The sequence below is a fragment of the Segeticoccus rhizosphaerae genome, assembly GCF_009192725.1.
Lineage (GTDB): Bacteria > Actinomycetota > Actinomycetes > Actinomycetales > Dermatophilaceae > Segeticoccus > Segeticoccus rhizosphaerae.
The window spans coordinates 1-18,795 of record NZ_VOHR01000044.1; the positions used below are offsets into that span (position 1 = coordinate 1).

The 18,795-nt window shown below is 71.2% G+C and carries 19 protein-coding genes; 10 read left to right on the forward strand and 9 right to left on the reverse strand.

Features of this window, described 5'->3' with window-relative positions; translation table 11 throughout:
• A partial coding sequence (locus tag FRW57_RS05855; RefSeq protein WP_152185534.1) for an alcohol dehydrogenase catalytic domain-containing protein occupies positions 1–624 on the reverse strand: 624 nt, incomplete at its 3' end.
• A gap of 106 nt (positions 625–730) precedes the next feature.
• Between FRW57_RS05855 and FRW57_RS05860 the strand changes: the two genes are divergently transcribed.
• The 4 genes from FRW57_RS05860 (at position 731) to FRW57_RS05875 (ending at position 5,524) form a co-directional block, all read left to right on the forward strand.
• Positions 731–1,954: an arginine deiminase gene (locus FRW57_RS05860; RefSeq protein ID WP_152185535.1), complete on the forward strand. Its 1,224-nt coding sequence runs from the start codon at positions 731–733 to the stop codon at positions 1,952–1,954.
• A complete protein-coding gene (locus tag FRW57_RS05865) occupies positions 1,954–2,325 on the forward strand; it encodes a sterol carrier family protein (protein WP_137122129.1) in 372 nt (123 codons plus the stop codon). Before FRW57_RS05860 ends, FRW57_RS05865 begins: the two co-directional genes overlap by 1 nt.
• Before the next feature lie 122 nt (positions 2,326–2,447).
• Entirely contained in the window at positions 2,448–3,332 is an 885-nt protein-coding gene (locus FRW57_RS05870; protein WP_152185536.1) for an LLM class flavin-dependent oxidoreductase, read from the forward strand.
• Complete coding sequence (locus FRW57_RS05875) at positions 3,329–5,524, forward strand: thiamine pyrophosphate-dependent enzyme (protein ID WP_137122127.1); 2,196 nt, start codon at positions 3,329–3,331, stop codon at positions 5,522–5,524. Before FRW57_RS05870 ends, FRW57_RS05875 begins: the two co-directional genes overlap by 4 nt.
• Positions 5,525–5,605: 81 nt before the next feature.
• Here FRW57_RS05875 and FRW57_RS05880 read toward each other — a convergent pair whose 3' ends face one another.
• Entirely contained in the window at positions 5,606–6,721 is a 1,116-nt protein-coding gene (locus tag FRW57_RS05880; RefSeq protein WP_137122126.1) for a sunset domain-containing protein, read from the reverse strand.
• Positions 6,722–6,904: 183 nt separating this feature from the next.
• Between FRW57_RS05880 and FRW57_RS05885 the strand changes: the two genes are divergently transcribed.
• The 3 genes from FRW57_RS05885 to purM all read left to right on the forward strand — a co-directional run bounded on the left by FRW57_RS05885 (position 6,905) and on the right by purM (position 9,973).
• Positions 6,905–7,135, forward strand: coding sequence for a hypothetical protein (locus tag FRW57_RS05885; protein WP_137122125.1), 231 nt, complete (start codon positions 6,905–6,907; stop codon positions 7,133–7,135).
• Between the two features lie 80 nt (positions 7,136–7,215).
• Complete coding sequence (gene purF / locus FRW57_RS05890) at positions 7,216–8,742, forward strand: amidophosphoribosyltransferase (RefSeq protein ID WP_137122124.1); 1,527 nt, start codon at positions 7,216–7,218, stop codon at positions 8,740–8,742.
• Between the two features lie 109 nt (positions 8,743–8,851).
• A complete protein-coding gene (gene purM / locus FRW57_RS05895; protein WP_137122123.1) occupies positions 8,852–9,973 on the forward strand; it encodes a phosphoribosylformylglycinamidine cyclo-ligase in 1,122 nt (373 codons plus the stop codon).
• A 68-nt stretch (positions 9,974–10,041) separates the two neighbouring features.
• On the opposite strand, the gene FRW57_RS05900 is transcribed toward purM, so the two are convergent.
• Positions 10,042–10,236: a DUF3073 domain-containing protein gene (locus tag FRW57_RS05900; protein ID WP_137122122.1), complete on the reverse strand. Its 195-nt coding sequence runs from the start codon at positions 10,234–10,236 to the stop codon at positions 10,042–10,044.
• Positions 10,237–10,480: 244 nt separating this feature from the next.
• Between FRW57_RS05900 and FRW57_RS05905 the strand changes: the two genes are divergently transcribed.
• Positions 10,481–10,696 (forward strand): hypothetical protein, encoded by a 216-nt coding sequence (locus FRW57_RS05905; protein WP_137122121.1) that lies wholly within the window; start codon positions 10,481–10,483, stop codon positions 10,694–10,696.
• 67 nt (positions 10,697–10,763) lie between these two features.
• The gene (locus FRW57_RS05910) at positions 10,764–11,348 is read left to right on the forward strand and encodes a class I SAM-dependent methyltransferase (RefSeq protein WP_137122120.1); all 585 of its coding nucleotides are present in this window, start codon (positions 10,764–10,766) and stop codon (positions 11,346–11,348) included.
• A gap of 19 nt (positions 11,349–11,367) precedes the next feature.
• Here the strand turns inward: FRW57_RS05910 and FRW57_RS05915 are convergent, their stop codons facing one another.
• Entirely contained in the window at positions 11,368–12,534 is a 1,167-nt protein-coding gene (locus FRW57_RS05915) for a Glu/Leu/Phe/Val dehydrogenase dimerization domain-containing protein (protein ID WP_137122119.1), read from the reverse strand.
• 71 nt (positions 12,535–12,605) lie between these two features.
• Positions 12,606–13,304 (reverse strand): copper resistance CopC family protein, encoded by a 699-nt coding sequence (locus tag FRW57_RS05920; protein WP_137122118.1) that lies wholly within the window; start codon positions 13,302–13,304, stop codon positions 12,606–12,608.
• A 68-nt stretch (positions 13,305–13,372) separates the two neighbouring features.
• Between FRW57_RS05920 and FRW57_RS05925 the strand changes: the two genes are divergently transcribed.
• Positions 13,373–14,023, forward strand: coding sequence for an IMPACT family protein (locus FRW57_RS05925; RefSeq protein WP_152185537.1), 651 nt, complete (start codon positions 13,373–13,375; stop codon positions 14,021–14,023).
• A gap of 31 nt (positions 14,024–14,054) precedes the next feature.
• On the opposite strand, the gene ctaD is transcribed toward FRW57_RS05925, so the two are convergent.
• The 4 genes from ctaD to FRW57_RS05945 form a co-directional block, all read right to left on the reverse strand.
• Entirely contained in the window at positions 14,055–15,851 is a 1,797-nt protein-coding gene (ctaD, locus tag FRW57_RS05930; protein WP_152185538.1) for an aa3-type cytochrome oxidase subunit I, read from the reverse strand.
• Between the two features lie 222 nt (positions 15,852–16,073).
• The gene (locus FRW57_RS05935) at positions 16,074–17,582 is read right to left on the reverse strand and encodes an NAD(P)(+) transhydrogenase (Re/Si-specific) subunit beta (RefSeq protein ID WP_137122115.1); all 1,509 of its coding nucleotides are present in this window, start codon (positions 17,580–17,582) and stop codon (positions 16,074–16,076) included.
• A complete protein-coding gene (locus FRW57_RS05940; protein WP_152185539.1) occupies positions 17,582–17,893 on the reverse strand; it encodes an NAD(P) transhydrogenase subunit alpha part 2 in 312 nt (103 codons plus the stop codon). Before FRW57_RS05940 ends, FRW57_RS05935 begins: the two co-directional genes overlap by 1 nt.
• Positions 17,893–18,795: Rossmann-fold NAD(P)-binding domain-containing protein (locus FRW57_RS05945; protein WP_152185540.1), on the reverse strand; the 903-nt coding region annotated here is incomplete at its 5' end. The genes FRW57_RS05945 and FRW57_RS05940, both read right to left, overlap by 1 nt.

An 18,795-nucleotide genomic window follows, 5' to 3' on the forward strand; every position in this document is an offset into this window, starting at 1 on the left:
CGGCTGGTGCCGGGACAGGGCCACGACCCGCTCCGCACCCAGGCGGGAGGCGGCGAGCACCCCGCAGAGCCCGACCGCGCCGTCACCGACCACGACGACGGTCTGGCCCGGTCGCACCCCAGCGCGCAGGGCCGCGTGCCAGCCCGTGCCCATCACGTCGGACAGGGCCAGCAGCGAGGGCACGAGGTCGTCGTCCGGCACGTCCGCCGTCGCCACGAGAGTGCCGTCCGCGAGCGGCACCCGGACGTACTCCCCCTGGCAGCCGTCGACGAGATGCCCCTGCTCGTCCGGAAGTCCGTAGTTGCCACCGTGCACGCAGGCCGACTGCACATCCGCCGCACAGTTCGGGCAGGTCCCGTCGGAGTAGGTGAAGGGCGCGATGACGAAGTCGCCGGGACGCACGGAGGTCACGCCGTCGCCACACTCCTCGACGACGCCGACGAACTCGTGCCCGATCCGGGATCCCTCGGTGATCTCGTTGATCCCGCGATAGCGCCACAGGTCCGACCCGCAGACACACGCGGCGATGACGCGCACCAGCGCATCGGTGGGCGCAGCGATCTGCGGGTCGGGGACGTCACTGAGCCGGACGTCATACGGAGCGTGGATCGTGGTCGCCTTCATGGCACCCAAGGTAGTGCGCGGTCGAGGCGGCGGGTCCGGCGCAGTGGTCCCCGACGACCGCACGGGGGTGCGAGGATGGGGTCTCACCATGCGAGAAGGAGACTTCATGAGGTTTCACGTCGGCTCCGAGGTCGGGCGCCTGCGGCAGGTCATCGTGCACCGGCCGGGACTGGAGATGCAGCGGCTCACGCCATCGAACAAGGACGCCTACCTGTATGACGACGTCCTGTGGGTGACCCAGGCGCAGCAGGAGCACGATGCGTTCGTCGCTGCGCTGCGCGGTCGGGACGTGTCCGTGCACCTGTTCGCCGAGCTGCTGGAGCAGACGCTCGCGATCCCCGAGGCCCGCAAGCACATCCTCGACCAGTCGCTCGACGAGCGATTCTACGGGCCGATGGCCATCGACGCGTTGCGCAACCTCTTCGACGGCATGGACGAGGCGACCCTCACGACCTTCCTCATCGGTGGCATCACCAAGCGCGAGCTGCTCGAGCGCATCGAGGAGCCGAAGTCGCTCGTGATCCACGCGCTCGAGCCGGACGACATGGTCCTCGCACCGCTGCCCAACCACCTGTTCACCCGTGACACCTCGGCCTGGATCTATGGCGGCGTCAGCGTCAACTCGATGCACAAGAAGGCGCGGATGCGCGAGACCGTGCACTACGAGGCGATCTACCGCTGGCACCCGCTCTTCGCCGACGCCGACTTCCGCATCTGGCAGCAGGGACGCCTGGGTGGACCGGCCACCACGGAGGGCGGCGACATGCTCGTCCTCGGAGGCGGGGCCGTGCTCGTCGGCATCAGCGAGCGCACCACCCCGCAGGGTGTCGAGCGGCTCGCGCGCAGCCTCCTGGTCGACGGGTCGGTGCGCTCGATCGTCGCGCTGGACATGCCCAAGGCGCGTGCGCTGATGCACCTGGACACCGTGATGACGATGGTCAACGAGGACACCTTCACGCAGTACGCCGGGCTCGGGATGCTGCCGTCGTTCACGATCGAGAGCGGTGCCACCGAGAAGGAGCTCAAGATCACCGATCACCCGCCGGAGGACATGCACCGCGCCATCGCCGCGGCGTTGGGCCTGGGGTCGATCAACGTGCTCACGGCGGAGCAGGACGCCCACGCCGCCGCCCGCGAACAGTGGGACGACGGCTGCAACGTGCTCGCAGTGGAGCCCAACGTGGTCATCGCCTACGAGCGCAACGTCGCGACCAACACCTACCTGCGCGAGCACGCCGTCGAGGTCATCGAGGTGCCCGGCAACGAGCTCGGCCGTGGCCGGGGCGGTCCGCGGTGCATGTCCTGCCCGATCGTGCGCGACGGGCTCTGATGCCCCCGCGTCGCCGCGTCCCGATCGCGGACGGCGAAAAAGCCTTGCAGGTATGGCGTTCCGCTGCCGAGGAGGCGCCCCGCGCCGACGTCGCGACAGCCGTCCGCTTCAGCCTCGAGGAGCTGGGCGCACGGGCTCCGGGGCGCAGCGTCGAGGTGCGCGTGCCGCCCTTCGGTGCGGTGCAGTGCATCGAGGGGCCGAGGCACACGCGAGGCACGCCGCCCAACGTCGTCGAGACGGACGCGCACACCTGGCTGGCTCTGGTGACCGGCCGGACCACCTGGAGCGAGGCCGAGGCGTCGGGGGCCCTGCGGCACAGCGGGCAACGCGCCGTCCTCGACGCCCACCTGCCCCTCTTCGAAGTGGAGTGAGTGGCGACGGCGAGCTGCGACGGCGCGACGGCGTGAGCACGGTGTTCTCGGTGGACCCACACCTTTCCCGTGAATGGGCGGCTCGCCGACCTGAGGCCCGCGGACCGTCATAGGGTCTCGCTATGCGCTTCGGCATCGTCATCCTTCCCGAGCACCGCTGGTGCGATGCTGCCCCGTTGTGGCGTCGCGCGGAGGGGCTGGGGTTCGACCACGCCTGGACCTACGACCACCTGACCTGGTCGGGGCTGCCGGACTCGCCCTGGTTCGGCACCGTTTCCACCATGACGGCGGCAGCGATGGTGACGGAACGGATCCGGCTCGGCACCTACGTCTCCTCCCCGAACTACCGGCACCCGGTGACGTTCAGTCGTGATCTGCTCGCCCTGGACGACATCTCGCAGGGACGGCTGACCGCGGGACTCGGCACCGGCGGCGACCTCGACTCCCGCATCCTCGGCGGGGCCGTGCTGACCCGGCGGCAGCGAGCCGACCGCTTCGAGGAGTTCGTCACCCTGCTGGACCGGCTGCTGACGAGTGATCACGTCGACTACCAGGGCACCTACTTCGGCGCGATCGACGCCCGCACGCTTCCCGGACCGGTCCAGCAACCGCGAATCCCCTTCGTCGTGGCGGCAAACGGTCCGCGCTCGATGCGGCTCGCGGCACGCTTCGGCAGCGGATGGGTCACCACTGGGCGCCCTGGGGCGGAGCCCGAGCAGTGGTGGGCCGCCGTGCGCGAGGCCGGTCTGCGCATGGACCAGACCCTCGACGAGGCGGGCCGCCCACGCGACGAGCTCGACCGTTACCTCTCCATCGACGCGAGCGGTGTCTTCGCCCTCTCCAGTGTGGCGGGCTTCGAGGAGGCGGCGCTGCGCGCCGCCGAGCTCGGCTTCACCGACGTCGTGTGTCACTGGCCGAGGCCGGAGGGCCCGTATGCCGGCGACCCCGCAGTCCTGGAGCAGGTCGCCACCGAGGTCCTGCCGCGGTTGCGCAAGGAACGTCCGTGACCGAACCCGTCGACCAGGCCTTCCTCGAGGGACTTGCCGCCCTACGCTCCCCGAGCGGGCCGGTCGGGCTCGTCGACCCCGACACCGAGCGCCTCCTGCGGCTCTTCGACTCCCAGCTCGGCAGCCGGCACGTCGATCTCGCGGCCCGCGACCTGCAGGCGCAAGGGGCAGGCTTCTACACGATCGGGTCGGCCGGCCACGAGGGCAACGCCGCGGTCGCCGCGGCCCTGCAGCCCACGGACCCGGCCCTGCTGCACTACCGCTCCGGCGCGTTCTACCTCGAGCGCGCGTCGCAGGTGCCGGGGCAGACGCCGTTGCGCGACATGCTGCTGGGAGTGGTGGCGGCCCGCGAGGAGCCGATCGCCGGGGGCCGGCACAAGGTCTTCGGCAACCACGCCCTCGCGGTCATCCCGCAGACCTCCACGGTCGCCTCCCACCTGCCTCGCGCGATGGGGCTCGCCCTGTCGATCGCGCGAGCCAAGAAGCTCGGCGTGGACTCGCCCTGGCCGACCGACGCGGTCGCGGTGTGCAGCTTCGGTGACGCCTCGGCCAACCACTCCACGGCCGTCGGCGCGATCAACACCGCCATCCACTGCCGCTACCAGGAGCTGCCCCTTCCGCTGCTGTTCGTCTGTGAGGACAACGGACTCGGCATCAGCGTGCGCACGCCCCGCGGCTGGATCCGACAGGCCTACGGCCTCCGCCCGGGACTGGAGTACCTCGCCGCCGACGGCAGCGACCCGGTCGCCGCGCTCGCGGCAGCGACCCGTGCCGTCGACATCGCCCGGAGCCGGCGTCGCCCGGTCTTCCTCCACCTGTCCACGGTCCGCCTGATGGGCCACGCCGGTTCGGACGTCGAGGCCGCCTACCGCAGTCCCGGCGAGATCGCCGCCGACTGGCGTCGCGACCCGCTGCTGGGCACGGCCCGCGCCCTCGTCGACCGGGCCATCCTCACGCCGGACGAGATCCGGGAGCGCTACGAGGCCAAGCGGCGCGAGGTGCGCGAGGTCGCCCGCGAGGTGGCGCGCCGACCCCGCCTGGAGACGGCCGAGCAGGTCATGGCGCCCCTTGCGCTGCCGGACCCCGAGACCATCGCGCGACGCGTCACCCGACCGGTCGACGACGACGCCAGGCGAGCGGTCTTCGGCGGGGCGCTGCCCGAGCACGGTGAGCCGTTGACGCTGGCGCAGTCGATCAACCGCACCCTGCTGGAGGCGCTCGCCGCCCACCCCGAGGTGTTGGTCTTCGGCGAGGACGTGGCGACCAAGGGCGGCGTCTACGGCGTGACTCGTGGCCTGGTGGCGCGAGCTCGCCGGGCGCGGGTGTTCGACACCGTCCTGGACGAGCAGTCGATCCTCGGACTCGCCCTCGGGGCAAGCCTGTCCGGCCTCCTGCCGATCCCGGAGATCCAGTACCTCGCCTACTTGCACAACGCCATCGACCAGCTGCGCGGCGAGGCGGCCACCTTGGCGTTCTTCTCCTCGGGCCAGTACCGGGGCGGCATGGTGCTGCGGCTGGCCGGGTACGCCTACCAGCGGGGGTTCGGCGGCCACTTCCACAACGACAACGCCGTCGCCTCGCTCCGGGACATTCCGGGGATCGTGGTCGCCTCCCCGTCGAGGCCCGAGGACGCCGCGGCGATGCTGCGGACCTGCGTCGCGGCAGCCGCCGAGGGAGTGGTCAGCGTCTTCCTCGAGCCGATCGCGCGCTACCACACCAAGGACCTGCTCGCCGAGGGCGACGGCCTGTGGCTGGGCCGCTACGTGGGACCCGACGGCTGGTCCGCCGCCCACGTGCCGATCGGGGCCGGTCGCACCCACGGGGACGGCACCGACCTGACCATCGTCTCCTTCGGCAACGGACTCCACCTCACCCAGCGAGTGGTGCCGCGACTCGAGGCGCGGGGCATCCGGCCCCGGGTGCTCGACCTGCGCTGGCTCGCCCCCCTTCCCACGGCCGACCTGCTGCGCGAGGCGGAGGTGACCGGTCGGGTCCTCGTCGTCGACGAGACGCGGCGCTCCGGCGGGGTCTCCGAAGGCGTTGTCACAGCCCTGGTCGACCACGGGTATGTCGGTCGGCTGGCTCGGGTCGCGGCGGAGGACAGCTTCATCCCGCTCGGGGAGGCGGCGCGCCACGTCCTGGTGTCGGAGGAGCAGATCGAACGGGCCGCGGTGAGCCTCACGCGCGGGTGAGGCGCGGCACACGAGCCCGGAGAGGACGAGGGCGCCCCGCGACGTGCGGGGCGCCCTCGGAGCGCTTCAGTGCTGCTGGGGTCAGCGCCTCTTGCGGTCCCAGTGCTTGAATCCCGCCGCCTTGGCGGCCTCTTCGTTCTCGAACCAGACCTCGGCACGGGTGTCCTGGTAGGAGGGCGACTCGTCGGTGTGGAACAGCATCGACCCGGTGTTGCCCTTGACCGCCCAACCGGCCGGCCCGGAGCCGTCCTCCGCCGGGTGCGCCGAACCGGGACCGTAGGGGCCCTCGGCCGGCTCCCCGAAGGGCAGCTGCCCAGCTGCCGTCGACGGCGCGCCCGCCTGCTCAGGGGTCACCTGTGTCTCGGGCACCTGCTGCGTCTCTTCGCGGTATGCCGTCTGCTCGGCAAGCGGCTCGGCCGCCGGTGCCGTGGTCGGTGCAGTCTCCTCGGCACCCTGAGTGCGGGTGGCCGCAGCGGCCGTGGCACCGCTCACCGCGCCGGCGCCGGGCACCTCCTCGTCGGCCGGGCCACCAGCTGGGGCGGCCGGCTCGACCTCCTCGAAACTGCCGTCCACGGCCCTGGAGGTGGAGTCACTCGGCTCGGAGTAGGCCTCGTCGACGCCACCAGCCGCCGGAGCGTGGGGTGACGAGTCGCCGTAGCCGGTCTGGCCGGCCGGCGCCTGCTGCCAGGTCGTGTCGTGCACGGTCGCGGCATCGGAAGGCTGGACACCTTCGGAGTAGTCCTGCTGGCTCGGGTCGGCGTAGCCGGCCTGCCGGCCCTCCTCGGCGTAGCCGGCCTGCTGGTACTCGGTCTGCTGGCCGGGGTCGGCGTAGCCCTGCTCGTAGCCGCCCTGGCCGGGGTCGGCGTAGCCCTGCTCGTAGCCGCCCTGGCCGGGGTCGGCGTAGCCCTGCTGCTGGTACCCGCCCTGGCCCGGGTCGGCATACCCGGCCTGCTGGTAGTCGGTCTGCTGGTCGTAGGGCTGACCGGGGGGAAGGGGCTGCTGGCCGTAGTCACCCTGCTGGTCGTAGGCCCCGGGCTGCCCGGCCCGGGGCGCCTCGCCCTGTCCCGGGATGCCGTAGCCACCCGCTGCGGAGCCGGCCGCTCCCGCCCCCGGCTGCCCCTGCGTCGATGCTCCCGTGCCCTCGTTCGGCTTGCGCAAGAGGTACCAGACCAGGAACGCGATCACGATCAGGAACACGATCAGGAGTATCCATTTCCACATCTGTGGAGCCCCTTTCGTCACGGCGCAGACGGCCGCGTTCGTCGTTGGACAACCGTCGGCTGCCCGTCTTGCGTGTCACCCTACGCTGATGGCACCCGTGCACGGTGCAGGCGGACGGCCCGTGCTGCAAGGGCCCAGTCATCGCTTACCGTGGGGAGGATGGACACCAAGCCGCGCAAGATCCGCCGGGCGCCCAACATCGTCCCCTTCCTGGCGACGGGGGCCCTTCTCGGCCTGCTCGTCGGGGTGGCGATCGCGTTGATCGGCCCGGCCAACCCGGGCTACAGCACGATGACGCTGGTCGGGCTCTTCGGAGTGATCTTCGCGGCGCTCGGACTGTTGGTGGCGGGCATCGTCCTCGTGGTGGTGGACAAGCGCTCGCTGAGGTAGGCGGCGCGGCGAGCGCACACTCTCGCAGCCAGGCCGCGCGGAGTGGGGTCGCGCCCCGAAGCTGTGCGAGACTGGGCACCGTGGCACGTGGCGACGGAATGCTCTCCCATGATCTCCTCCCCGGCGAAAAGGGCCCCCAGGACGCCTGTGGCGTCTTCGGCGTCTGGGCACCCGGCGAAGAGGTCTCCAAGCTCACCTACTTCGGCCTCTACGCCCTGCAGCACCGTGGCCAGGAGGCGGCCGGCATCGCGACCAGCGACGGTCGCCGGATCACGGTCTACAAGGACATGGGCCTGGTCTCCCAGGTCTTCGACGAGGGCAGCCTCAACTCCCTGCGCGGGCACATGGCAGTGGGTCACTGCCGCTACTCCACGACCGGGGCCAGCACCTGGGAGAACGCCCAGCCGACCCTCGGCGGCACCGACGACGGCGGCACGGTCGCACTCGCCCACAACGGCAACCTGATCAACACGCCCGAGCTGCGCGAGCTGCTCCAGGAGCGGCACGGCGAGGAGCTCGGCGGCCTGGGCGGTGAGCTGCGGCGCGGCAACACGACCGACACGGCCCTGGTCACCGCACTGCTCACCAGCGAACCCGACCGCAGCCTGGAGTCGGTCGCCGCCGACGTGCTGGCCCGCGTGCGGGGTGCGTTCTGCTTCGTGTTCATGGACGAGCACACGCTGTATGCCGCCCGCGACCCGCAGGGCATCCGTCCCCTGGTCCTCGGCCGCCTCGAGCGGGGATGGGTCGTGGCCAGCGAGACCGCGGCCCTCGACATCGTCGGCGCCAGCGTGGTGCGCGAGATCGAGCCGGGTGAGCTGATCGCCATCGACGAGGACGGTCTGCGCAGCCAGAGGTTCGCCGAGCCGGTCCGCAAGGGCTGCGTCTTCGAATACGTCTACCTCGCTCGCCCCGACACGACCATCAGCGGGCGCACCCTCTACGAGGCCAGGGTCGAGATGGGGCGCCGGCTGGCCCGGGAGCACCCGGTCGACGCCGACCTGGTCATCCCCACGCCCGAGTCCGGCACACCGGCGGCGATCGGCTACGCCGAGGCCTCGGGGATTCCCTACGGGCACGGACTGGTCAAGAACTCCTACGTCGGGCGCACCTTCATCGAGCCGACCCAGACGATCCGGCAGCTGGGCATCAGGCTCAAGCTCAACCCGCTCTCGGAGGTGATCCGCGGGAAGCGGCTCGTCGTGATCGACGACACCATCGTCCGGGGCAACACCCAGCGGGCCGTGGTCCGGATGCTGCGCGAGGCCGGCGCCGCCGAGGTGCATGTGCGCATCAGCGCGCCTCCGGTGCGCTGGCCGTGCTTCTACGGCATCGACTTCCCCACGCGCGCCGAGTTGCTGGCCAACGGCGTCGGGGTCGAGGGGGTGCGCGCCAGCATCGGTGCCGACACGCTCGGCTACATCAGCGAGGAAGGTATGGTCGCGGCGACCGAGCAGCCCCGCGACCAGCTGTGCACGGCCTGCTTCAGCGGCGTCTACCCCATCGGTGTCCCCGACGACGACCGAGTCGGAGCCGCGGTGCTCGAGCTCGAGCTCCCCGAGCCCACCGATCGGCCCCCGGTGCCCGGCACGCCCGTGCACCACTGATCCTGCGACCCGGCCTCCCTCCGTGGGTTGGAGCCGGCCGCGACCAGCACGTCATACTCCGCAGCATCCCCGAACAGGCCCGCAGCATCCCCTCACCACCAGGAGAGTCGTGAGCGATACCCCAGCCCAGCCGATCACCTATGCCGACGCCGGTGTCGACGTGGAGGCGGGGGACAAGGCGGTCGAGCTGATGAAGGCCGCGGTCGGGCGTGCCCAGCGGCCCGAGGTGGTGGGCGGTCTGGGGGGCTTCGCGGGGATGTTCGACGCGTCCGCGATCGCTTCGATGACCCGGCCGATCCTGGCCACGAGCACGGACGGGGTCGGCACCAAGGTGGCGATCGCCCAGGCGATGGACGTGCACGACACGATCGGGTTCGACCTGGTCGGCATGGTCGTCGACGACATCGTGGTCTGCGGCGCCGAGCCGCTGTTCATGACCGACTACATCGCCACCGGCAAGGTCGTGCCCGAGCGGATCGCGGCGATCGTCGGCGGCATCGCGGCGGCCTGCGAACGGGCCGGGGTCGCCCTCGTGGGCGGCGAGACGGCCGAGCACCCGGGACTGCTCGAGCCGGGTGAGTACGACTGCGCGGGCGCCGCCACCGGGGTGGTCGAGTATGCCGATGTGCTCGGTCCGCAGCGAGTGGTGCCGGGAGACCTCGTGCTGGGGCTGGCCTCCTCCGGCCTGCACTCCAACGGCTACTCCCTGGTACGTCGCGTCTTCGACACCGCCGGCTGGGCGCTGGACCGCGAGGTGCCCGAGCTGGGCCGCACGCTGGGCGAGGAGCTGCTCGAACCGACTCGGGTCTATGCGCGCGACCTGCTGGCCATGATCGGCACCGACGGCCTGGACGTCCACGGCCTGAGTCACGTCACCGGCGGCGGGCTCGCGGCCAACCTGGCCCGGGTGCTGCCTCAGGGGACCTTTGCGAGGCTGGACCGCTCGACCTGGACACCCCCGGCGGTCTTCGACCTCGTGCGCGAGGTCGGACGGGTGCCCCGGGCGGACCTCGAGCGCACGCTCAACATGGGGGTCGGCTTCGTGGCCGTGCTGCCCGCGGACCAGGCGGACCGGGCGATCGAGGTCGCCGCAGGGCTCCGTCTGCCGGCGTGGGTGCTCGGCGAGGTGAGCGACGGCGCGCCGTCGACCCCGGATGACGGCGTCGAGGTGACGCATGGTGCCAAGGGAGTGGACGGCGGCGCCGTCCAACTGGTCGGCACGCATCCCTGACCTCGAGCACGGCGTGCTCGACCGTGCCGCCCGACGTCAGGTGCGCGCGTCGCGGAAGGTGGAGTGACTCAGCGGTCTCCCGACGCCCACTTGTCGTAGTCGTCGTAGTCGTCCTCGCGTGAGTCGGGAGCAGACTCCCGCTCGCGGGGAGACGATGATCCGTGGAGCTCTCGCTCAAGTGCCGTCAGGTCGGTGTCGGGAGAGAAGTACTTCAGCTCCCGGGCAACCTTGGTCTGCTTGGCTTTGGCCCGGCCGCGCCCCATGGCGTGACCCCCTCATGGCTCTGCCGGGGCGGCCTCTCGCTCCCCACCTCGAGCTCGCACTCGTTGCGGTTCACGGGACGGCCCCGGGAATCTTGTGTAATCGTGGTACCCACGCTACACGAGTTGTCCCTCGAAGTGTGAGCCGGTTTCTCCTCCGGCGCCACTCGAGCGGACGCCGGGTCGTGACGAAGGCGTGACCCGAGAGCCGTGGGCAGGTCAGGTGGCCCGTGTCACAATGGGCGCCATGCAGCGCAGCGAACGGTCGACCCTCGACGCCTCCGACGACGCCGCCCCCCTGGAGGTGGTGGGAGGCGAGTCGTACGGCACGGTTCGACGCCAGCGGCTCCCCGACGGGGTCAGGGCAGCCCTCTACGTCCTCTTCGGCATCGTCCTCGCTGCCTTCCTCATCGGCATCTGGCCGCTGATGGAGGTCCTGCAGGCCCCGCCGCTGCCCAAGTGACCCGCATCCTGCGCGACGCCGCGAGCTCAGGGCACGCGGCGCCGCTCGTCGTCGAGGGACCGCGCTCGTGACGGCTGGCCACCCGGCGCAGGAGTGGGACCGCAGGTATGCCGAGCACGAGCGGGTCTGGTCCGCGACCCCGAACGTGACGGTCGAGGAGATCTGCGCTCCGCTGGCGCCCGGCACAGCGCTCGATCTGGGGGCCGGCGAGGGCCGGCACGCGGTCTGGCTCGCGGGGCGCGGCTGGTCGGTGACCGCGGTCGACTTCTCCGCCGTGGGACTCGACAAGGGCAGGACGGGCGCACTGCGCGCCGGCCTCGACGTGGAGTGGGTCGTCGCCGACGTGCGCAGCTGGCGGCCCGCCCCCGGCACCACCTACGACCTCGTGCTGGTCGCCTACCTGCACCTGGCCGACGACGTCTTCGCACAGGCGCGCAGCCTGCTCTCGCCCGGCGGCCGCCTCGTGGTCGTGGGACATGCCAAGCGCAACCTCGTCGACGGCGTGGGCGGTCCCTCGAACCCTGCCCTGCTGCACGACGAGGCGGAGCTGCGCACAGCCGCGGGCGATCTCACGATCGAGCGCCTCGGCGAGGTCATCCGGACCACACCGGACGGTGACGCCATCGACGTCGCCCTCGTCGCCCGCCGCTGACGCGCCACCGGGTAAGGCGTCAGCGGCGCCGAGGGAGGTAGATGCGGCGGGTGTTGCCGACCGCCTCGATCCGCTCCTCGGCGAGGTGGGCGGCTGCGGTCGCGGGCGAGATGCCGTGCTCGTCCGCCCGGCGCAGCACGGACGCAGTCGCCTCGAACAGGCCGCTGACCCGAGCCTTGCACCGCTCGAAGTTGAAACCGTGCAACTCGTCGCAGACCTGGATCACGCCTCCGGAGTTGGCGAGGAAGTCCGGCGCGTAGACGATGCCGCGGGCGAGCAACCGGGCCGCGGTGCCGTCCTCGCCCTCGTCGACCAGCTGGTTGTTCGCCGACCCGCAGACGATGCGCGCGCTCAGCGTCTCCACGGTGGCGTCGTCGATCGCGCCACCCATCGCGCAGGGCGCGTAGACGTCCAGGTCGGACTTGACCAGCGCGGTGGCGTCCTCCACCTGCTCGATGTCGGGGTGCCGCACCTGCAGCGCCTCCACCGCAGCGGTGTTGACGTCGGTCACCACCAGCTGGGCACCGTCCTCCAGCAGGTGCTCGGCGAGCAGGTGTCCCACCTTGCCGACCCCTGCGATGCCCACTGTGCGGCCGGACAGCGTCGGCTCGCCCCAGACGTGCTCGGCGCTGGCGCGCATGGCCTGGAACACGCCATACGCCGTCAACACCGACGAGTCGCCGCAGCCGCCGTTCGCCTCGCTGCGACCAACCGCGTGGCTGGTCTCCCGCCCCACGACGTCGATGTCGGCGACGTAGGTGCCCACGTCGCACGCGGTGACGTAGCGGCCACCGAGGCTCTCCACGAACCGGCCGTAGGCCCGCAGCAGCGCCTCGCTCTTGTCGAGGGAGGGATCGCCGATGATGACGGCCTTGCCACCGCCGAGGTCGAGACCAGCCAGCGCGTTCTTGTAGGTCATCCCGCGGGAGAGGCGCAGCACGTCCTGCAGCGCGTCGTCCTCGGTCTCGTAGGGGAAGAACCGCGTGCCTCCGAGCGCCGGCCCGAGGGCGGTGCTGTGGATCGCGATGATGGCCCGCAGGCCCGTGGCCCGGTCGTGGCAGTAGGCGACCTGTTCGTGACCCTCAGACGGCCCGAAGGGACCCGGTGCGTTCCATCGGGTCCGGGAAGGGGTGGCTCCCGGCTCGGTGACGAGGTCGGCTGCGGTGGGCGACGGGGACTGGGCCACGGTGGTGACTCCTTGGGTGCGGTATGGAGATGTGGCGCGGATCACGCGCCTTCCCAGCGTATGCCGTCCGCTCAGGCCCTCCGACGCCACCTCAACCACAAGCCCACGCCACCGAGCACGATGACGATGGCCACCACTCCCGCGATCCACGGCATCGAGCTCCCGGACTCGCTCTGCTGCTGTGTGCTCCCAGCCGAGGAGGTCGCGGGACTGCTCGCGGCAGGGCTGTTCGCCGCGCTCGAGGACGAGCTGTTCGCGGGCGAGGCAGCCGACGGGTTGGCCTTCGCCGAAGGTGCGGTGCCGCCGTTGCCCTTCGCGGCGGTGAACCTGAACGTGCCCGAGACCGGGTGGCCGTCCTCGGAGGTGACCCGCCAGACGACGGTGTAGGACCCGGCGGGCGAGCCGGGGCGGACGGCCTGGCTCACCGTGTTGTCCACCAGCACCGGCTTGCCCTCCTGGACCTGGCCGGAGGGGCCGGTGACCCGCAGCTCGGTGCCGAGCGCGAGCGCGGGGTCGTCGAAGGTGAGCGTGACCTTGTCGGGCAGCCGGGGCACCGAGGCACCGTCGGCGGGTGTGGTCTTGATCAGCACGTCGTGCGCCGCGGCCGGCGAGGCACCCGCGCCCCAGGTCAGCGCGAGAGCGGCGAGGGCGAGGGCGGCGATCGTCAGGCACCGCTGCAGGGGCCGGGCTACCAGTGACAGGACGACCGCCACCGAGGCGAAGGCGACCGCGCGGGTCAGGCGCAGCAGACGGTTCGCGGGGGCGATCATGGCCCCAGCCTAGGAGCGCTGGTGCTGTGGTCCGGTGCAGGGTGAGGAGGCCGTCCTAGGCTGGCGGGGTGGAGGGTCAGCCAGCGGAGCCGTCGAGCTACCTGACCATCGCCCGGCCGGGCGACGCCGAGATCGAGGTGAAACGCTCCCGCTTCCTCGCCCGGCTGCGTCGCGTCACTGACGAGCCGGGCGCCCGGGAGGTCGTTGATCGCGCTCGCAAGGAGCACTGGGACGCCGGGCACCACTGCTCCGCCTTCGTGCTCGGCCCGGACGGCGCCACCATGCGCTCGCACGACGACGGCGAGCCCGGTGGGACGGCGGGGGCTCCGATGCTGGAGGTGCTTCGGGGTCACGGGCTGAGCGACGTGGTGGCGGTGGTGACACGCTACTTCGGCGGCACGCTGCTCGGCGCCGGTGGCCTGGTGCGGGCCTACTCCGAGGCCGTCCGGATGGGGCTGGAGGAGGAGGGCGTGGTGCGCCGCCAGCGGATGCAGCTCGTGGAGCTGCTGACCACTCCCGCGGGGGCGGGACGCCTAGAGCACGACCTGCGTTCGCGTGACGTGGTGGTGCGCGGCGTCAGCTACGCCGACCCGGTGGTGGTCATGGCTGCCGTGCCCGTCACCGGGGTCGAGAACCTGCGTTCGATCGTGGCGGCGCTGACGTCGGGTGAGGTCAGCCTGCGCCCCACCGCGACGGAGTGGGTGGACCTGCCCGGCTGACGGCGCCGGGCCGTCGCCCGGCGCTGCGGCGTCACTCGTCGGAGCGGTCGCCCGGTGAGCTGGTGCGGTCGCCGGTCGGATCGACGGGCTCGCCGGGCGGATGCCCGTCGGGACCTCCGGCCAGTTGCTCCATGACGTCCTTGTCGGGTTCAGGTGAAGAGAGCGTCTCGACCATGGGGTGGTGCAGGTCGAAGGCCGGACGGTCGGAACGGATCCGCGGGATGGAGTTGAAGTTGTGCCGCGGTGGCGGGCACGACGTGGCCCACTCCAGGGAGCCGCCGTAGCCCCACGGGTCGTCGGTCTCGACCAGTGGTGCACTCGTGTAGGTCTTCCAGACGTTGTAGAGGAACGGCAGGGTCGAAGCGCCGAGCAGGAAGGCGCCGCCCGAGGAGATCTGGTTGGCCCAGGTGAAGCCGTCTTCGGGCATGTAGTCCGCGTAGCGGCGGGGCATGCCGATCACACCCAGCCAGTGCTGGATCAAGAAGGTGATGTGGAAGCCGAAGAAGAGCATCCAGAAGTGGATCTTGCCCAGCCGCTCGTCGAGCATCCGGCCGGTCAGCTTGGGCCACCAGAAGTAGAACCCGGCGAACATCGCGAAGACCACGGTGCCGAAGACCACGTAGTGGAAGTGGGCGACCACGAAGTAGCTGTCGGTGACGTGGAAGTCCAGCGCCGGGCTGGCCAGGATGACGCCGGTCAGGCCGCCGAACAGGAACGTGGTGAGGAAGCCGATGCACCACAACATCGGGGTCTCGAAGGTCAGCGACCCGCGCCACATGGTGCCGATCCAGTTGAAGAACTTCACCCCGGTCGGCACCGCGATCATGAACGACATCGCGGAGAAGAAGGGCAGCAGCACCTGTCCCGTCGCGAACATGTGGTGCGCCCACACGCTCATCGACAGGGCGGCGATGGCGATCGTGGCGAAGGCCATGCCCTTGTAGCCGAAGAGGGGTTTTCGCGAGAACACAGGGATGATCTCGCTGATGATGCCGAAGAAGGGCAGCGCGATGATGTAGACCTCGGGGTGGCCGAAGAACCAGAACATGTGTTGCCACAGGATGGCTCCGGCGTTGGCGGGGTCGAAGATGTGCGCGCCCACGACCCGGTCGGCGCCCAGCCCGAAGAGCGCCGCGGCCAGCACCGGGAAGACCATGAGCACGAGGATCGAGGTCACGAGCACGGTCCAGCAGAACATCGGCATCCGGAACATGGTCATGCCGGGCGCGCGCATGCAGATGATCGTGGTGATGAAGTTGACCGCACCGAGGATCGTCCCGAACCCGGCGAGCGCCAGACCGAACACCCACAGGTTGCCGCCGAGGTTGGGGCTGTAGACGATGTCCGAGAGCGGGGAGTAGGCGAACCAGCCGAAGGACGCGGCCCCACCCGGGGTCAGGAAGCCGCCGGCGGCGATCAGACCGCCGAACAGGTAGAGCCAGTAGGCGAAGGCGTTGAGCTTGGGAAAGGCGACGTCCGGGGCCCCGATCTGGATCGGCATGAGCGCATTGCCGAAGGCCGCGAACAGCGGCGTCGCGAACAGCAGCAGCATGATCGTGCCGTGCATCGTGAAGAACTGGTTGTACTCCTCCGGGTTGCTGACGATCTGAAGACCCGGCTCCCACAGCTCGGCCCGGATCAGCATCGCCAGGACGCCGCCGAACAGGAAGAACGCGAAGGAGGTGATGAAGTAGAGGTTGCCGATGACCTTGTGGTCGGTCGTGGTGGCCCAGGCAATGACGGTCTGCCCGGGTGAGTGGCGGCGTCCGCCGCGGCGGATCTCTGTCTCGAGGGTGGTCAGGGTGTCGCGCTCGAGCGTGCCCGCCATGGCGTCTCCTTCGTCGACCCGGTCAGGTCCACGGTGACGCGCCCGAGTCCCTGTCGGCTCGGGTGGTCATCGCAATCCGGCGATCTGTTCGATGGTGGCCCTCATACCCGCCGGTCGCAAGGGCAAAACCCCGTCCCGATGGAACTCGTGCGAGGATCACACCGCCCGGAGCACTCCCGGGACCTGCTCCGGGCGGCGCTGCGGCGACCGCCGGAGCACCGATCAGAGCGCCTTGATGCCCGCCACCACCTTGGTCAGTGAGTCCTTGGCGTCGCCGAACAGCAGCATGGTCTTGGGGTCGTAGAGCAGCTCGTTCTCGATGCCCGCGAAGCCGGGCCGCATCGAGCGCTTGAGGAAGACGACCTGCTGGGCGTCGCCGACCTCGAGGATCGGCATCCCGTAGATCGGCGCCCCGGGGGTGGACTTGGCCGCCGGGTTGACCACGTCGTTGGCGCCCACGACGAGCGCGACGTCCGTGCTCGCGAACTCGGGGTTGACCTGGTCCATCTCGCGCAGCACCTCGTAGGGCACGTTGGCCTCGGCCAGCAGCACGTTCATGTGCCCGGGCATCCGGCCGGCGACGGGGTGGATGCCGTAGAGCACCTCGATGCCGCGTGCCTCGAGCAGCTCGGCCAGCTCACGGATGGTGTGCTGGGCCTGCGCGACGGCCAGACCGTAGCCGGGCACGATGATGACCTTGCGGGCGTAGCCGAGCATGATCGCGACGTCCTGCGCCGACCCGGAGCGCACCGGCCGGTCCTCGCCGCTGCCCACCGCGCCGGCCGAGGATGACTGCCGGAAGGCGCCGAACAGGGTCGAGGTCAGGGAGCGGCCCATGGCTGCGGCCATCAGGCGGGTGAGGATGGTGCCGCTCGCCCCGACCAACGTGCCGGCGACCAGCAACAGGGTGTTGTCGAGGACGTAGCCGCTGGCGGCCACGGTCAGGCCGGTGAAGGCGTTGAGCAGGGAGATCACGATCGGCACGTCCGCACCCCCGACCGGCAGCACGAACAGCACGCCGACGACCAGCGCGACCAGCGCGAGCGCGGCCAGCAACCACGGGGAGACGATCGAGTCCCGGGCATCGACCACCACGGCCACGCCGAGGGCGACCCCGGCCAGCAGGCCACCGCCGAAGAGATACTGCCCGCCCGGGAAGGTCACCGGACGGGTCGTCATCAGCTCCTGCAGCTTGGCGAACGTCACCATGGAGCCCGAGAAGGAGATCGCCCCCACGAGCACGGTGAAGGCGCCAGCGCCTGCCGCGATGTAGGTGTCGGCAGTGGCCGGTATGCCGTGCGGGACCGACCCGTAGGCGAACCACCCTCCCGATCCGCTGTGTGCGGCGAGCTTGGGGATGGTGCCGACGACCTTGCCGCGCTCGAGCAACGGGACCGTGCCGGTCAGCTCGAGGCCCGCGACGAGGGCAGCAGCGGCACCGCCGACGCCGTTGAACAGAGCGACCAGCTGGGGCATCTGGGTCATCGCGACCCGCCTCGCGGTCGGCACGCCGAGCGCGGAGCCGACCACGATCGCGCCGACGATCCAGCCGAGGTGGTCGAGGTCGAAGGAGAAGAAGGTCACGAGCACGGCGAGCACCGCGCCGGCCGCACCGATCAGGTTGCCCCGGCGTGCGGTGTTCGGCGCGGAAAGGCCCTTCAGCGCGATGATGAAGCAGACGGCCGCGACGAGGTAGAACAGAGCCGTCCACGGGGCGGAGAGCCACGCCATCAGGACGCCTTCCGGCCGTTGGCGCCGCCCCGGGCGCCGCGGCCCTTGAACATCTCGAGCATCCGGTCGGTGACCACGAACCCGCCCACCATGTTGACCGTGGCGAGGACGGTCGCGACCACGCCGAGGACCAGCGCGGCGGTCGACGAGGCCTGCCCGGTGGCGATGATCGCGCCGACGAGGATCACTCCGTGGATCGCGTTGGCGCCGCTCATCAGCGGCGTGTGCAGGGTGGTCGACACCTTGGACACCACCTCGAACCCGACGAACACCGCGAGCACGAAGAGCGTGAGCAGCGTGATTCCCTCCATCAGCCCTCCTCCTCGAGCAGCGCCGCCGTCGGCGCGTGCCGCACCGTGCCCTCGTGCACGATGCACACGCCGTCGAGGACCTCGTCGGCCAGGTCGAGCGACCAGCCCTCCGCGCTGAGCCCGAGGGCCAGCAGGTTGGTGACGTTCTTCGCGTAGAGACGGGAGGCGTCGACCGGCATCGCGGAGGCCGGGTCGGCCATGCCGTGCAGGGTCACCCCGTCGACGTCGAGGGTCTCGCCCGGCCGCGCGCCCTCGACGTTGCCCCCGCTCTCGGCGGCCAGGTCGACGACGACGGCACCGGCCGGCATACCGGCCAGCATGGCGCGGGTGACCAGCCGTGGAGCCGGGCGCCCGGGGACCGCGGCGGTGGTGATGAGCGCGTCGGCCTTGCTGATGTAGGGGGTGAGCGCCTCCTGCTGGCGGGCGGCCCGATCCTCGCTCTGCTCCCGTGCGTAGCCTCCGGTGCCCTCGATCGCGTCCAGGCCGAGGTCGAGGAAGGTGGCGCCCATCGACTTGACCTCGTCGGCGGAGGAGGGGCGCACGTCATACGCCTCGACCACCGCGCCGAGACGCTTGGCGGTGGCGATCGCCTGCAACCCGGCGACCCCGGCGCCGAGTACCAGCACCTTGGCGGGGCGCACCGTGCCCGCCGCAGTCATGAACAGCGGGAAGAAGCGGGGCAGGCGCATCGCGGCCTCGAGCGCACAGCGGTAACCGGCCACCAAGGCCTGGGAGGTGAGGGCGTCCATCGACTGGGCGCGCGAGATGCGGGGCACGAGCTCCATCGCGAGGGCCGTCGTGCCGCAGCCGCGCAGGGCGCGTATGCCGTCCAGCTCGCCGGGGCCGGTCACGAAACCGACGGTCACCGCGCCCCGGCGCAGCCGGGCGATCTGGTCGGGCAG

What these genes read in the sequence shown, in the direction of transcription:
- FRW57_RS05860 (WP_152185535.1), top strand. Translation starts at nt 731, where the DNA reads ATGAGGTTTCACGTCGGCTCCGAGGTCGGGCGCCTGCGGCAGGTCATC.
- FRW57_RS05865 (WP_137122129.1), top strand. Translation starts at nt 1,954, where the DNA reads ATGCCCCCGCGTCGCCGCGTCCCGATCGCGGACGGCGAAAAAGCCTTG.
- FRW57_RS05870 (WP_152185536.1), top strand. Translation starts at nt 2,448, where the DNA reads ATGCGCTTCGGCATCGTCATCCTTCCCGAGCACCGCTGGTGCGATGCT.
- FRW57_RS05885 (WP_137122125.1), top strand. Translation starts at nt 6,905, where the DNA reads ATGGACACCAAGCCGCGCAAGATCCGCCGGGCGCCCAACATCGTCCCC.
- FRW57_RS05900 (WP_137122122.1), bottom strand. Translation starts at nt 10,236, where the DNA reads ATGGGGCGCGGCCGGGCCAAAGCCAAGCAGACCAAGGTTGCCCGGGAG.
- FRW57_RS05905 (WP_137122121.1), top strand. Translation starts at nt 10,481, where the DNA reads ATGCAGCGCAGCGAACGGTCGACCCTCGACGCCTCCGACGACGCCGCC.
- FRW57_RS05920 (WP_137122118.1), bottom strand. Translation starts at nt 13,304, where the DNA reads ATGATCGCCCCCGCGAACCGTCTGCTGCGCCTGACCCGCGCGGTCGCC.
- ctaD (WP_152185538.1), bottom strand. Translation starts at nt 15,851, where the DNA reads ATGGCGGGCACGCTCGAGCGCGACACCCTGACCACCCTCGAGACAGAG.
- FRW57_RS05935 (WP_137122115.1), bottom strand. Translation starts at nt 17,582, where the DNA reads ATGGCGTGGCTCTCCGCCCCGTGGACGGCTCTGTTCTACCTCGTCGCG.
- FRW57_RS05940 (WP_152185539.1), bottom strand. Translation starts at nt 17,893, where the DNA reads ATGGAGGGAATCACGCTGCTCACGCTCTTCGTGCTCGCGGTGTTCGTC.